The following is a 13,141-nucleotide window of genomic DNA, read 5'->3' on the forward strand; positions in this document are numbered from 1 at the left end:
GGTTCCGCGTCACGCCTCCGGCTCTCGCATGCGATAGCCCATGCCTCGCACGGTTTCGATCATATCGATGCCCATCTTCTTGCGAAGCCGTCCGACGAACACCTCGATGGTGTTGGAGTCGCGGTCGAAGTCCTGGTCATAGAGATGCTCGACCAATTCGGTGCGCGATACCACCTCGCCCATATGATGCATCAGATAGGCAAGCAGCCGGAACTCGTGGGAAGTGAGCTTCAGCGGCACGCCGTTGACGTCGGCCTTGGAGGCCTTGGTGTCGAGCCGCAGCGGCCCGCAGGTGAGCTCAGAAGAGGCATGGCCGGCGGCGCGGCGGATCAGCGCCCTCACCCGGGCCAGCACCTCCTCGATGTGAAAAGGCTTGGTGACGTAGTCGTCGGCGCCCGCATCGATGCCGGCAACCTTGTCGCTCCAGCGGTCGCGCGCGGTCAGTATCAGCACAGGCATCTTGCGCCCGCCGCGACGCCAGCGCTCGACGACGCTGATGCCGTCCATCTGCGGCAGCCCGATGTCGAGGACGACGGCATCGTAAGGCTCGGTGTCGCCGAGGAAATGCCCCTCTTCGCCGTCATAGGCGCGGTCGACCACATAGCCGGCATCGACCAGCGCATCCGTAAGCTGCCGGTTGAGATCCTTGTCATCCTCGACGACGAGCACGCGCATGGTTCGGAGCCTGTTGAAGGGTGGAGGTATAGGCCGATTCCGCCGGCCAGGAAACTTAAGCCTGTTAAAGGGAATTGGGCGTCAGTCCAGCGGCACCACGATCTCGGTACGGCGCGGCCGCTGGCCCTCCTTGCCCGGGACCAGTACCACGATCACGCAGACCTGCTGTCCGCCGCGCGTGGCCTGCGAGGCCTTGGCGAGCGTGCCGCCGTTCTGCGCGGCGATCTGTTGGCCGATTGCATAGCAGTCGCTGGCAGCAAGCACGAGCGGCTGATCGACCGATGGCTCGACGAGCGGCATCGCCGTCGCCTGCGACGCAAAAATCCCGGCTGCGGCAAGCGCCAGCGTCGCGGCGCGAGTAAGGGAGCGGAACGTTTTCATGATCACGGTACTAACGCATTTGTGCTGAACATGAAATGAACGGTGAACGGCCGAAAATCCATGCCCGCCATACCCCTGCCCCGCGAGACGAACAAATGCGAGTCCAACTGCTTGGGCCCCATCAGGACCAGCTATGGATTGATAGCCGGAAAATCACGGGCGCGGCTACGGTTTTCGCGGCTTGCATATGCTCTAATTTGCGCCGTGAAGCAGTTGAGGACGGGGAGAATGCCATGAGCCATGACAATCTTGCCAGTCTTTACAAGGACTACATTGCCTGCCTCAACGAACAGGATTGGGACAATCTCGGCCAGTTTGTCGGCGAGGAGGTGCAGTATAATGGCGAGACGGTGGGGCTTTCGGGCTATCGCCGCATGCTGGAAGGCGATTTTCAGGCCATTCCCGATCTGCGTTTCAACATCGAGCTTCTGGTTTCAGAGCCACCACGCGTGGCGGCCCGCCTGCATTTCGACTGCAGGCCCAAGGGCATGCTGTTCGGCCTGCCGGTGAACGGCAGGCGAGTCACCTTCGCCGAGAACGTCTTTTATGAATTCCGGGACGGGCGGATACGCGAGGTCTGGTCCGTCATCGACAAGGCCGCTATCCAGGCCCAACTCTAGAGAAGTTCATCGTTTCAGGAAACGCCAGACTGAAAACAGGTGCGCACTTTTCCTGAAATTGCTGAAGGAAAAGCTGGTCTCTCAGGCACATTCTTGCGTCAGCGCGCGGAAGCGCAGCAGCCCGTGGTGCACCGCGAGGTCGTCGTCATAGCGCGCCTCGGCGAATTCCAGCGACAGCCGCGTCTGGCCACGCGGGCCGATCGAGAGGGCCGCGCCGTCGAGGCGCGCCTTGATGCTGTCCATGATGAGCCGCGTCTCGGCCTCGCCCTGCGCCTTCGACCAGATGTGGAGCGTGATGAGTTGGTCGTCGTTGTCGTCGGCGCCGGTGTCCAGGTCGAAGGCGCTGGTGCGACCGTAGGTGACGTACGGAAATGCGGCCTTGGCGTCGGCGCGCTCGAGCAGGCCGGCGCCGCCCAGCAGCGCCGACAGCGACGCATCGGTCTTCAATCGCAGGAACAAGGCCTGCATCAAATCGCCAGGCGCCGTCATATGTGCTTCCTCTCGCCTGCCTTGTCCTCATCATAGCGTAGCCGCCTTGCACCCGTTTCGCCAGATCGTCGGACGGCGGCTTGAGGCAATGCGATCAAGCCTTGCTGCCGATCACCCTTGCCTGATCCCTGATCACCGCGGTCACGAAACGGATGACGGCGCGCACAGGCGCCTCATCACCGATCTCGCGGCGATAGACAAGCAAAACCGAGCGGCTGCCGAGAGTTTCAGGGGCGAGCCGCACCATGCGCGGTTCCGGTTCGGCGGGCATGCAGGGCATCACGCGTGTCACGATGTGGGGCGACAGGGTTTTTGAGGAAGGCGCCGCGCAGGGTCTGGTGGAGCAATGCGACTACGTCTACACAAGGCTGCTGCCCGGCTGGGGCGCCGGTCGCTTTCGCCGCAGGCCGCAAGCCTGGCTGACGAGCGGGGCAGACTGGCCAGGGAGGCCGGAGATGAAACTTCTGATCTTTGGCGCCTCGGGCGCGACCGGCCGCGCCCTCGTCTCGGCGGCGCTGGCGGAAGGCCATCTGGTCACCGCCTTCGTCCGCACGCCGCGCAAGCTCGCCATCAGCCACGACCGTCTGAGCGTGATCGTCGGAGACGTCGCCGACTGCAAGGCGGTGGAGGGCGCGATTGCCGGTCACGACGCGGTGTTGAGCTGCCTCGGTGTCGGCGTGCCACTGAAGCACGACGCGGCGGTGATTGCCGGTATCGGCTTCATCGTCGAGGCTATGCAACGGAGCGGGCCAACCCGGCTCATCTATCAGTCCTTCCTCGGCGTCCGCGACAGCCGGCGGCAATTGGGGCCACTGCTCGGCGGCATCGTCGTGCCGCTCGTGCTGCGCCATGAAGCGGCGGATCACGAAGCGAAGGAAAGGCTCATCGCGCAGTCCGGCCTCGACTGGACGATCGTGCGACCGCCAAAGCTCGGCAACGGTCCAGCTACCGGCCGGTTCCGCCACGGCGACGGCATCCGAGCGACATCTTTGTTGCCGACGCTGGTGCGCGCCGACGTGGCGGCCTTCATGCTTTCCCAGGTCAGCGACAAGACCTATTCGCGTACAGCGGTTGCCCTGCTGCCTTGACCTCACGACACCGGCGCCGCGCCGCCCTCTTCGGTGCGACGTGCGATGAACTCGTCGAGCACGCCGGCGGTGGCGGCAGCGGATGCGGGCGGCTGGAAATCGGAAAGAATCCGCTTCCAGACGCCGGTGGCGCGCTCCGTCGCGGTCTTGCCGCCGGATTGCGTCCAGTTGCCGAAATTCGACCAGTCGGCCACCAGCGGTTCGTAAAAGGCGGTACGGTAGCGGGCCATGGTGTGGGCGGCCGAGAAGAAATGGCCGCCGGGCTGCACCTCGGCAATAGCGTCGAAACCGATGGCGTCGGCATCACCCGGTGTCGTGGCGCAAAGCTCGGCGACGGTCTGCAGCGCCTCGATGTCAGTGATCAGCTTTTCGAAGGAGACGCTCAAGCCGCCTTCCAGCCAGCCTGCGGCATGGATGCAGACGGTGGCGCCGGCAAGCACCGAGCCCCATAGCGCGAACTGCGTCTCATGCGCCGCCTGCGCGTCGGAGACATTGGCGGCGCTGCCGCCGCCGGAGCGCCAAGGCAAGCCGGTGAAGCGCGCGAGCTGACCGGCGCCCAAGGTCGCCTTGATGTGCTCCGGCGTGCCGAAGGCCGGCGCGCCCGACTTCATGTCGACATTGGAGGAAAACGAGCCATAGACCACCGGAGCGCCGGGGCGCACGATCTGGGCGAGCGTCAGCCCGGCTAGCGCCTCCGCATGCTGCAGAGTCAGCGCGCCGGCGACGGTGATCGGCGCCATGGCACCCGCCAGGCAGAAGGGCGTGATGATCGACACCTGTCCGAACCTGGCGAAGTCGATGATGCCTTGCGCCATCGGGATATCGAGCTGGCGCGGCGAATTGGTGTTGATGACGGTGTAGCAGTAGGCGCCATTGCGGAATTCCTCCTGCGAGAGGCCGCGCGCCAGCCGGACCATCTCAAAACTGTCCTCGACCTGCGGCGTGCCGCGGGCGAAGACGAAGGGGAACTTGTCGGAGAGCGTCAGCTGCGCCCGGCCGGTGGCATAGTGGCGAAAGCGCGTGTCGACGTCCTGCGGCTCGATGCAGGGGCCGAGCATATGCAGCACGTCGAAATGCTGCAGCAGCTTCATGAATTCCTCGAAGGCGGCGAGCGTGCCGGGCCGCCTTCCGCGCTGGAGATCGGTGACGTTGGGCGCGCCGGAGCCGGCGAGGAATGTCATGGACCCAAGCTCGAGGATAAGGTCGCGGGAGTGGTCGCCGCCATAGGCCGGGATCGAGCGCGGCGCGGACGCCAAGCCTGCCTCGACCATGTCGCGGCCGATCCGCACCATCTGGCTGTCCTCGTCGACCAGGGCGCCGGCCTTGGCAAGAATGGCGCGCGCCTCTGGCAGCAGCACCTTGATGCCGAGTTCTTCCAGCACGCGCAGCGCCGTGTCGTGGATTGCGGCGACCTGATCGTCGGAAAAGACCGGCTGCGGCAGGAAGGGGTTCTTCAGCGAACGATAGTTCGGGCGGCGGCTGGACTCGCTGCCGGCCTCGCCGGTGCGTCCGCGCCGGCGTTCGCGCCTCTGATCGCGTGCGGCTTCGTCAATCATGCCCAATCCTCCCTATTGCCGCATTGCCTCGCCCTTGGGGTCATAGGTCGAGGCAGCGATGACGCGCGCCGGCCGTTCGACGCCGACAATGTGTACGGAAAGTTGCGTCCCCTCCCCGGCGAAATCGTCATCGAGCAACGCCAGGGCGACGCTCTTGCCGACCGTGTAGCCGTAGCCGCCGGAAGTGACGAAGCCGACGCGGCGTCCCTTGTGCCAGACAGGCTCGAAACCGCTGGCGTCGGCGTCGACGGCATCGACTTCCAGGTCACGATCCGCCGGGCGACGCCCGCCTTGCGCTCCTTGAGAGCTGCTTCGCGGCCGACAAAATCGCCCTTGTCGAAGTCGACGAACCGATCGAGCCCGGTCTGGCCGGGCGTGTAGCCTTGGGTAAATTCGCGCGACCAGATGCCGAAACTCTTCTCCAGCCGCAGCGCGTTGAGCGCGTAGTAGCCGATCTCGGCGAGACCAAGATCTTCGCCGGCGGCGAGCAGCGTCTCGCGCAGCGTCCCGTGCAGGGTGGCCGGGCAATTGATTTCGAAGCCGAGCTCGCCGGCGATCGACAGCCGGGCGACCCGGGCGCGAACCATGCCGATGTCGAACTCGGCGCAGGCCATGAACGGCAGGGTTTTGGCGGAGACGTCCTGGTGCGTGGCGCGTTCGACGACCTTCCTTGCATTCGGCCCGGTCACCAGGAAGCCGGACATCGCGTCCGAGATGTCGTTAACCGAGACGCCGTGCGCCATGTGCGCCTCGAACCAGCGCATGTGGAATTCGCGCAGGTAATAGGAGCCCATGATCCAGTAGTCGCCGCCGCCCCAGTTGAGCACGGTAAGGTCGCCCTTCAGCCTGCCGTCATGGCCGAGCATCGGGGCAAGCTTCGCGCGCCCAGGCTTCGGCAGTTTGCAGGCAAGCAGCCGGTCGAGCCAGGCCTCGGCGCCGGGACCGGACACGGCGTAGCGCGAGAAGGCCGTGGTGTCGACGAGGCCGGCGGCGCGGCGCACCTGCAGCACCTCATCGCCGACGATGTCGAAGGCGTTGGAGCGCTTCAGCGTCGTCTCCTCGCGAAAACCCATCGGCGCGAAATAGGCCGGGACTTCCAGCCCCCATGAGGCCGTCCACTCGGCGCCGGCCGCGCTCATGCCGTCATGGGCGCCGGGCCGCTTCAGCGGCCGGCCCGCCGGCAGCCGCTCGTTGGGGAAGGTCATGACGAAGCGCCGGGCGTAGAACTGGCGCGTGGTTTGCCTGAGATACTCGCGGTTGGCGGCGAAGGCGCCGTAGCGGGCGATGTCCATGCCGAAGATGTCGGCCTGCGGCTCGCCGTAGATCATCCATTCGGCCAGCGACTTGCCGACGCCGCCACCCTGGCTGAAGCCGGCCATGACGCCGCAGGCGACCCAGTAGTTCATCAAGCCCCGCACCGGGCCAACCAGCGGATTGCCGTCGGGGGTGAAGGTGAAGGCGCCATTGACCCATTTGCGGATGCCCGCCTTGGCCAGGCAGGGGAATCGCTGATAGGCTTTCGAAAGCTCCGGGCTGATGCGGTCGATGTCCTCGGGGATCAGCTCGATGCCGTAGTCCCAGGGCGCACCGTCCATGTTCCAATGTTTTGGGTTCTGCTCGTAGACACCGAGCAGCACGCCTTTGCGCTCCTGCCGAAGATAGGAGAAGCCGTCGAGATCGACGGCAAGGCCGAGCTCCTTGTCGAGGGCAGCGACCTCCGGAATGTCCTCGGTGACGAAATAATGGTGCTCCATCGGCGTCACCGGCAGGTCGACGCCTGCCATGAGGCCGACCTGCTTGGCCCATAGGCCGCCGGCGTTGACGACATGCTCGGCGACAATCGCGCCCTTCTCCGTAACCACATCCCAGCCGCCGTCGGCGCGCTGGCTGAGCTCGATCACGCGGTTGCGCAGGATCACATCGGCGCCGCGCTTCTTTGCGGCGCCCGCATAGGCGTGCGTCGTGCCGTAAGGGTCGAGATGGCCTTCGTTGGAATCGTAAAGGCCACCCAGCACATCGCTGACGTCGACGATCGGGCAGATCTCCTTGATCTCCTCGGGCGTCACCAGGCGGGCCGTCTCGATGCCGACCGACTGGAACACCGCCCAGGCCGATTTCAGCCATTCCCAGCGCTGCGGATCGCTTGCCATGTTGACGCCACCGGTCATGTGCAACCCGGCATCCTGGCCGGACTCGGCCTCGATCTCGCGGTAGAGCTTGATCGTGTAATCCTGCAGCGCCGCGACATTGGGGTCTGCGTTCAGCGCATGGAAGCCGGCCGCCGCGTGCCAGGTCGAGCCGGCCGTCAGCTCGGCGCGCTCGATAAGCGCCACGTCGCTCCAGCCGAAGCGCGTCAGGTGATAGAGCACCGAGGCGCCGACCACGCCTCCCCCGATGACGACTGCCCGGTAATGCGATTTCACGAGCCTCTCCCTCTCGTTGGAGAGCCTTACGATACACCTCCTGTACACAAGTGTCTAGACACAAGTGTACAGGTCGCTTGCGCGCCGCTTCCCGCCATGCCTATTGTGCGGCCATGATCATGACCGCCCCGCAGGCCGAACCGGTTCCCGGCAACATCAAGGTCACGCGCTCGGACTGGATCGATCTGGCGCTTGAGACACTGATTTCAGACGGTATCGAGAGCGTGCGCGTGCTCACCCTCGGCCAGAAGCTCGGCGTGTCGCGCTCGAGCTTCTACTGGTATTTCGAAAGCCGACAGGATCTGCTCGACCAGTTGCTCAAGCATTGGCACGACACCAACACCACTGCGATCGTCGAGCGCGCCCGGCGCCCCGCCGAAACCATCATCATGGGCGTGATGAACGTATTCGAATGCTGGGCCGACGAGCGCCTGTTCGACCCGAGGCTCGATTTCGCCGTACGCGAATGGGCGAGGCGCTCGGCCGACGTGCGGCAGATGATCGACCAGGCCGACGACGAGCGCCTCAGCGCCATCCGCGACATGTACCGCCGGCACGGCTACGACGACGAGGACGCCTTCATCCGAGCGCGTGTGCTCTACTACATGCAGATCGGCTATTACGTTCTCGACCTCAAGGAACCGGTCGAGGCCCGCGTCAGCCATCTCGCCGCCTATCTGCGCTCCTTCACCGGCCAGGAGCCGACCGAAGCGGATGTGGCGCATTTCATGCGCTTCATCGCGGCGCGGTGATAATTACCCGCCGTTCACGGCCGATTGACCTCCATTCAACAAAGCTTGTGCTGTGGCTTCGCTGCCCTTGTGAGCAGTGATAAAATGGTCGAATAGTTTGGCAGGGTGCCACCTGAAACTGCCCGCATGCTGTTTTCGGGCGAAAGCGCATTGGGGCGAAGTCTGGAATGCCAACTCCTTCGAAACCACGCAAGAGAAGAGGCCGGATCGCCTCGGCGGCTCTTGCCGTCGATGCGTGGCTCGATTCCTCGCTCTACGAGATCAGCTTCAAAGCGCGCGAATTCTGGGAGGCGGCAACCATCTTTTCCCGCCGCTTCCGCCTGCATGGCTGGCGACGCGCCATCATCGAGGTGCTGAGCGAAGGGTTCACCATGGGAGCCGGCGGCTTCGTGGTGCTGTTGGCGCTGGCCATGCCGGCGTTTGAGATCACCGCCGGCGATTGGCGCAACCAGGGCGATTTCGCCGTCACCTTCCTCGACCGCTACGGCAACGAGATCGGCCAGCGCGGCATCATCCAGCGCGATTCCGTGCCGGTCGACGAGATGCCGGACATCGTCATCAAGGCGGTGCTGGCGACCGAGGACCGCCGCTTCTTCGATCACTACGGCATCGACGTTCTCGGCCTGTCGCGCGCGATCTTCGAGAATGTGCGCGCCAATTCGGTGGTCCAGGGCGGCTCCAGCATCACCCAGCAGTTGGCCAAGAACCTGTTCCTGTCCAACGAGCGCACCTTGGAGCGCAAGATCAAGGAAGCTTTCCTGTCGCTCTGGCTGGAGGCCAATCTCTCCAAGAAGGAGATCCTTCAGCTCTATCTCGACCGCGCCTATATGGGCGGCGGCACGTTCGGCATCGAGGCGGCGGCGGATTTCTATTTCGGCAAGAGCGTCAAGGACCTGAACCTCGCCGAGGCGGCAATGCTGGCCGGCCTGTTCAAGGCGCCCACCAAATACGCCCCGCACATCAACCTGCCGGCCGCCCGTGCGCGCGCCAATGTGGTGCTCTCCAACCTTGTCGACGCCGGCTTCATGACCGAGGGCCAGGTGCTGCAGGCGCGGCTGCATCCGGCAGATGTCGTCGACCGCGGCGAGCAGAAGAGCCCTGACTATTTCCTCGACTGGGCCTTCGACGAGGTCAAGAAGATCGCCAAGCCCGGCCAACACTCGCTGGTCGCCCATACGACCTTCGACGCCAATATCCAGAAAGCGGCCGAAGAGTCGGTTGAATTCCATCTCCGCCAGTTCGGCAAGGAATACAACGTTACCGAGGGCGCGGTGGTGGTGATCGAGACCAACGGCGCGGTGCGCGCCATCGTCGGCGGCCGCGACTATGGCGCCAGCCAGTTCAACCGCGCCACCAAGGCGCTGCGGCAGACCGGGTCGTCGTTCAAGCCTTATGTCTATGCCACCGCGATGGAGCACGGCTTCACGCCGGACTCGGTGGTTTCCGGCGGCGCCGTCAGTTGGGGCAGTTGGTCGCCACACAATTACAATGGCGGCTCGGCCGGAAACGTCACGCTGCTCACGGCAATCGCCAAGTCGATCAACACCGTGCCGGTGCGGCTTGCCAAGGACTATCTCGGTATCGGCCCGATCAAGGCGATGGCCGAATCCATGGGTGTCGAATCGCCGCTGGAATCGCACAAGACCATGGTGCTCGGCACGTCCCTCATGACGGTGATGGACCAGGCGACAGGCTACAGCGTCTTCGCGCAGAACGGCTTCGTCGGTTCCCGGCACGGCATCACGCAGCTCGTTACCCGCACCGGCGACGTCGTCTATGACTGGGCCAAGGACGCGCCGCCGCCGCACCGTGTGCTGTCGGAAAAAGCTCTGAAATACATGAACACCATGCTGGCCGCGGTGCCGGCGATCGGCACGGCGCGGCGCGCGCAGCTTCCCAACATCGTCGTCGCGGGCAAGACCGGCACCACGCAGTCCTACCGAGACGCATGGTTCGTCGGTTTCACCGGCAACTACACGGCCGCCGTCTGGCTCGGCAATGACGATTTCACGCCGACCAACAACATGACCGGCGGGTCGCTGCCGGCGATGGTCTGGCAGCGGCTGATGGCCTATGCACACCAGAACATCGATCTGAAGCCGATCCCTGGCCTCGATCATCCCTGGGTCGACCCGGAGGTCGCGGCCAAGGCCGAGGAAGAGGCGAAGAAGGAGGCTGCCGATGCCGCGGCGCAGGCAGAGGCCGAGCGCCCGCCGGTGCTTTCCAGCCGCACCACGCAGACGCTGAGGGCAATGACCAAATCCTTCCAGGCCGCGCCGGTTCTCAACGCTCCTACCCTGCCGGAGACGCTGTCCGCGCTTTGAACCTTCGTTCGACGCATGCGCTTGCTCCGAAACCGGTCCCACTTTCGCGGGAAAGCTTAGCGGAGACTAGGCAATTTGAGCCCGGCCCATTCGCCGGGTGGGATCTCAGCCCCGACACGGAAGTTGAACGACAAGACCCTTGTCGCATCGGCGTCGACCTCGCACCGGAAGCTTAGGCGGTACCATGTGGTTGCCGTGCTGAAGGCGGCCACCGGAGGGTTAAGAACATTGCCCACCTTCAGCGGAATGGATGGCAGCCATTTGGGAGAATAGGAGGCGCCCTGCAATTCCTCGTTCAAAACGCTGCCGCAAAGGTTGCAACCCGCTGGTCGCGAGGCACCTCGCTCATAGAGCTTGTGGCCAGCGCATCGCCGGTAGCGCCCTGCGAATAGAGCTTTCGAACACCGGGAAGGCCGGAATAGATCGGCGACGCAGCAACGGCGGCGTTGGTGGAACCTGGCGTCCCGGCGCTCTTGCTTCGGGACTTCGAGACCTTCGCGAGCCTGAACTTCAGCGCATTTGCTTGCTTGGGCTTTTGCTTTTCGGTCGCGGCCGGAAGCTCGACCTTATCGCCGCTCTTGGCATCCATCGGCGTCGGCGCCGCGGCTGTTTGCTTTTCGGCGGTTGGCGCTCCTGCCTCTTGCTCGGCAGCCTGCCGTTTATCCGTGTCCTGGGCTGCCTTCTCCTCACTTTGCGTGGGCTCGGCGTCCGTCGCGGCGATTACCGGCTTCTCGTCAGCCGTGCTTTGATCCGCCGGCTGATCGGCATCTGCCGGCGCGGCAGATTGCTTCTGTGCAGGCTTCGCCACGGCGGGCGGCTTGGTATCGCTATCGTTGGCCGGCGACGGCGTGTTGTCCCGGTTGCCGGCTCCATCCAGGGATTTCCTGGGGCCGGTGTCCTTGTTGCCGTACTGGAAAACGGGCTTTAGCACCGCGATCGGCGGTGGCTTCGGCGGCTGCTTTTCCGGCACTGGCGGCTTTTTGACTTTTTGCTCGGGCGGTTTTTCGGCTTTCGGTTCCGGGGGCTTCTCGGCCTTGAATTCCTTCGGCTGCGGTGCGGGCGGAGGCTTCGGCTTAGGTTGCTCGGGCGGAGGCACAAGCGCGACATTGACCGGCTGTTCCTCATCCGGCTGTTGGGCGGGCTTGGGCAAGGTATAGACCAGAAACGCTGCGATGAGCGCATGCAGCATCAGCGATGCGGGCAAAGCCCACGGCAAATTCCGACGCCGCTCTCCGGTCTCGCCCTTCATCCCGACCGATGTGGAACGAAATGGCGGCGGCTGCAAGCACAGGCATCGGATCGGCGCCTGACAAGTCAGTGATTGGATGGCCACGTGCAGCGCCGCCGAGAATCAGGAGCGGCGCGGTCGGGACTTTGTCCGTGACAGGCCGGTCGCCGACATGGGAACGTCATACTACTGCAGGCCGCAACCACCTGAATATCGCCATGCCCAAGGCAAGCCGGCTTGCCACGAGGCCCCGCGCCGCGATATCCCGGGCAACCCTCTCAGTTCCGGCCTTCCATGCTCAAGACCGTCTCCCTCACGCTGCTTTCGCTTGCCATGGCCATCGGCCTTGGCGGCGGCAGTGTCTGGTACGCGCTCAACGCGCAGGACGGGGTCGGTGCGATCCGCATCGGCCAATGGACAGCTTTTCCTGAAATCGGCACGGAAGGCTCCGACCCCTACTCCAAGGCGCGCGTGGCGCGTGAGGGCGTGCTGGCGCTCGGCCGGGCGGAAGGGTTATCCTTCGTCGCCGAGCGCGACGAAGCCGGCCAGCCGCTGAAGCGGGAATGCGCCTATTCGATCGAGGGCGGCTACCCGACGGCCCGGTTCTGGACGCTTTATGCCGCCGACCAGTCGCTCGGCGTCATCGACACCGGCAAGGCGAGACAGGCGGCGCTGCAATCCTACGAAGTGCTGCGCCGGCCCGACAATTCGGTCGTCATCTCCGTCGGCGACCGCCCTGCCCCGGGCAACTGGCTGCTGACGGCCGGCTTCGGCAAGATGTATTTCGTGCTGACCTTCTACGACACGCCGATCGCGAGCAGCACTGGGCTTTCCGACGTGGCGCTGCCGCGCATTCTGAAGGCGGGTTGCCATGCGTAGCCTGCTGCACGCCCTGGTCCTCGGCCTGCTCGGCGCCGGCATCGTGCATATCGCGGTGCTGTTTTTGGTGCCGGAATTTTCCGAGCGCGATGCCTGGTCGCGGCTGGCAATGGCCTCCCACCTCTATAAGATGACGCGCCTGGACGCGGAGGCTGGCGGTGCGCCTGTGGTGAAGTCGGTCGACCCCATGTTCTACGCGGCCGCCTGCCGCTTCAATCTCGCCGACGGGCTGGTACGGATCCGGGCGCCGGGCGACGTGCCGTTCTGGTCGGCCTCGGTCTATGACCGCAGCGGCCATAACATCTATTCCTTCAACGACCACAATGCGAACAGCGAAAAGCTCGATGCCGTGGTGCTGACACCGGCGCAGATGATCGACGTGCGGCGCGATCTTCCCGAGGACTTGCAGGGCGCGATCTTTGTCGAGGCGCCGATCGAGGAGGGCATCTTTGTCGTCCGCGCCTTCGTGCCGGACGATAGCTGGAAGCCGATCGTGTCGCGCTTTCTCGAACAGAGTGCCTGCGAGCTGCAGGAATACTGAAGAGTCAGCTCAGTGATGCGGCATTAGTGGCGACCCAGGCTTGTCCGGGCCGTCCGGACGCGCCGCGCCAACCTGCGGCTGTGGCTCATAGCGGACGCCGGGGAAGATGATGACAGCCGCTGCCGTGTCGGTGTCGTGGGTTACTCGATTGACGGGTGCCGCTCGCGGCACGAAAGACAAGACCA

At 64.7% G+C, this 13,141-nt stretch carries 13 protein-coding genes and 1 pseudogene; 6 read left to right on the forward strand and 8 right to left on the reverse strand.

All coding sequences use genetic code 11. The annotated features are described in order from the left end of the window. Positions 1–9: 9 nt before the first annotated feature. A complete protein-coding gene (locus tag CK221_RS12155; RefSeq protein WP_067320964.1) occupies positions 10–675 on the reverse strand; it encodes a response regulator transcription factor in 666 nt (221 codons plus the stop codon). Positions 676–756: 81 nt separating this feature from the next. Then, on the reverse strand, positions 757–1,056 hold the full coding sequence (locus CK221_RS12160) for a hypothetical protein (RefSeq protein WP_095777890.1): 300 nt from the start codon (positions 1,054–1,056) through the stop codon (positions 757–759). A 233-nt stretch (positions 1,057–1,289) separates the two neighbouring features. On the opposite strand from CK221_RS12160, the gene CK221_RS12165 reads away from it, so the two are divergent. Further along, positions 1,290–1,676 (forward strand): ester cyclase, encoded by a 387-nt coding sequence (locus CK221_RS12165; RefSeq protein ID WP_095777891.1) that lies wholly within the window; start codon positions 1,290–1,292, stop codon positions 1,674–1,676. A gap of 81 nt (positions 1,677–1,757) precedes the next feature. On the opposite strand, the gene CK221_RS12170 is transcribed toward CK221_RS12165, so the two are convergent. Next, complete coding sequence (locus tag CK221_RS12170; RefSeq protein ID WP_095777892.1) at positions 1,758–2,165, reverse strand: DUF3168 domain-containing protein; 408 nt, start codon at positions 2,163–2,165, stop codon at positions 1,758–1,760. A 94-nt stretch (positions 2,166–2,259) separates the two neighbouring features. Further along, positions 2,260–2,412: a hypothetical protein gene (locus CK221_RS30240; RefSeq protein ID WP_179295113.1), complete on the reverse strand. Its 153-nt coding sequence runs from the start codon at positions 2,410–2,412 to the stop codon at positions 2,260–2,262. Here CK221_RS30240 and CK221_RS12175 point away from each other — a divergent pair. After that, positions 2,411–3,253 (forward strand): NAD(P)H-binding protein, encoded by an 843-nt coding sequence (locus tag CK221_RS12175; protein WP_095777893.1) that lies wholly within the window; start codon positions 2,411–2,413, stop codon positions 3,251–3,253. The two genes, CK221_RS30240 and CK221_RS12175, sit on opposite strands and share 2 nt — an antisense overlap. Positions 3,254–3,255: 2 nt before the next feature. Here the strand turns inward: CK221_RS12175 and CK221_RS12180 are convergent, their stop codons facing one another. Both CK221_RS12180 and CK221_RS12185 read right to left on the reverse strand, forming a co-directional pair. Further along, a complete protein-coding gene (locus CK221_RS12180; protein WP_095777894.1) occupies positions 3,256–4,809 on the reverse strand; it encodes a trimethylamine methyltransferase family protein in 1,554 nt (517 codons plus the stop codon). Positions 4,810–4,821: 12 nt separating this feature from the next. Then, positions 4,822–7,232: pseudogene (locus CK221_RS12185) on the reverse strand (FAD-dependent oxidoreductase). Between the two features lie 113 nt (positions 7,233–7,345). On the opposite strand from CK221_RS12185, the gene CK221_RS12190 reads away from it, so the two are divergent. Together CK221_RS12190 and CK221_RS12195 are read left to right on the forward strand one after the other, a co-directional pair. After that, positions 7,346–7,984 (forward strand): TetR/AcrR family transcriptional regulator, encoded by a 639-nt coding sequence (locus CK221_RS12190; RefSeq protein WP_095777895.1) that lies wholly within the window; start codon positions 7,346–7,348, stop codon positions 7,982–7,984. Positions 7,985–8,151: 167 nt separating this feature from the next. Continuing rightward, the gene (locus tag CK221_RS12195) at positions 8,152–10,308 is read left to right on the forward strand and encodes a penicillin-binding protein 1A (protein ID WP_095777896.1); all 2,157 of its coding nucleotides are present in this window, start codon (positions 8,152–8,154) and stop codon (positions 10,306–10,308) included. A 56-nt stretch (positions 10,309–10,364) separates the two neighbouring features. Here the strand turns inward: CK221_RS12195 and CK221_RS31245 are convergent, their stop codons facing one another. Both CK221_RS31245 and CK221_RS12200 read right to left on the reverse strand, forming a co-directional pair. Next, positions 10,365–10,544, reverse strand: a complete 180-nt coding sequence (locus CK221_RS31245) for a DUF930 domain-containing protein (RefSeq protein WP_348628435.1) — start codon at positions 10,542–10,544, stop codon at positions 10,365–10,367. 59 nt (positions 10,545–10,603) lie between these two features. Then, a complete protein-coding gene (locus CK221_RS12200) occupies positions 10,604–11,557 on the reverse strand; it encodes a hypothetical protein (protein WP_348628430.1) in 954 nt (317 codons plus the stop codon). 273 nt (positions 11,558–11,830) lie between these two features. On the opposite strand from CK221_RS12200, the gene CK221_RS12205 reads away from it, so the two are divergent. Further along, positions 11,831–12,415: a DUF1214 domain-containing protein gene (locus CK221_RS12205; RefSeq protein ID WP_095777897.1), complete on the forward strand. Its 585-nt coding sequence runs from the start codon at positions 11,831–11,833 to the stop codon at positions 12,413–12,415. Continuing rightward, entirely contained in the window at positions 12,408–12,956 is a 549-nt protein-coding gene (locus CK221_RS12210) for a DUF1254 domain-containing protein (RefSeq protein ID WP_095777898.1), read from the forward strand. Before CK221_RS12205 ends, CK221_RS12210 begins: the two co-directional genes overlap by 8 nt. The last annotated feature ends 185 nt before the right edge of the window (positions 12,957–13,141 follow it).

Source organism: Mesorhizobium sp. WSM3868 (assembly GCF_002294785.1).
Lineage (GTDB): Bacteria > Pseudomonadota > Alphaproteobacteria > Rhizobiales > Rhizobiaceae > Mesorhizobium.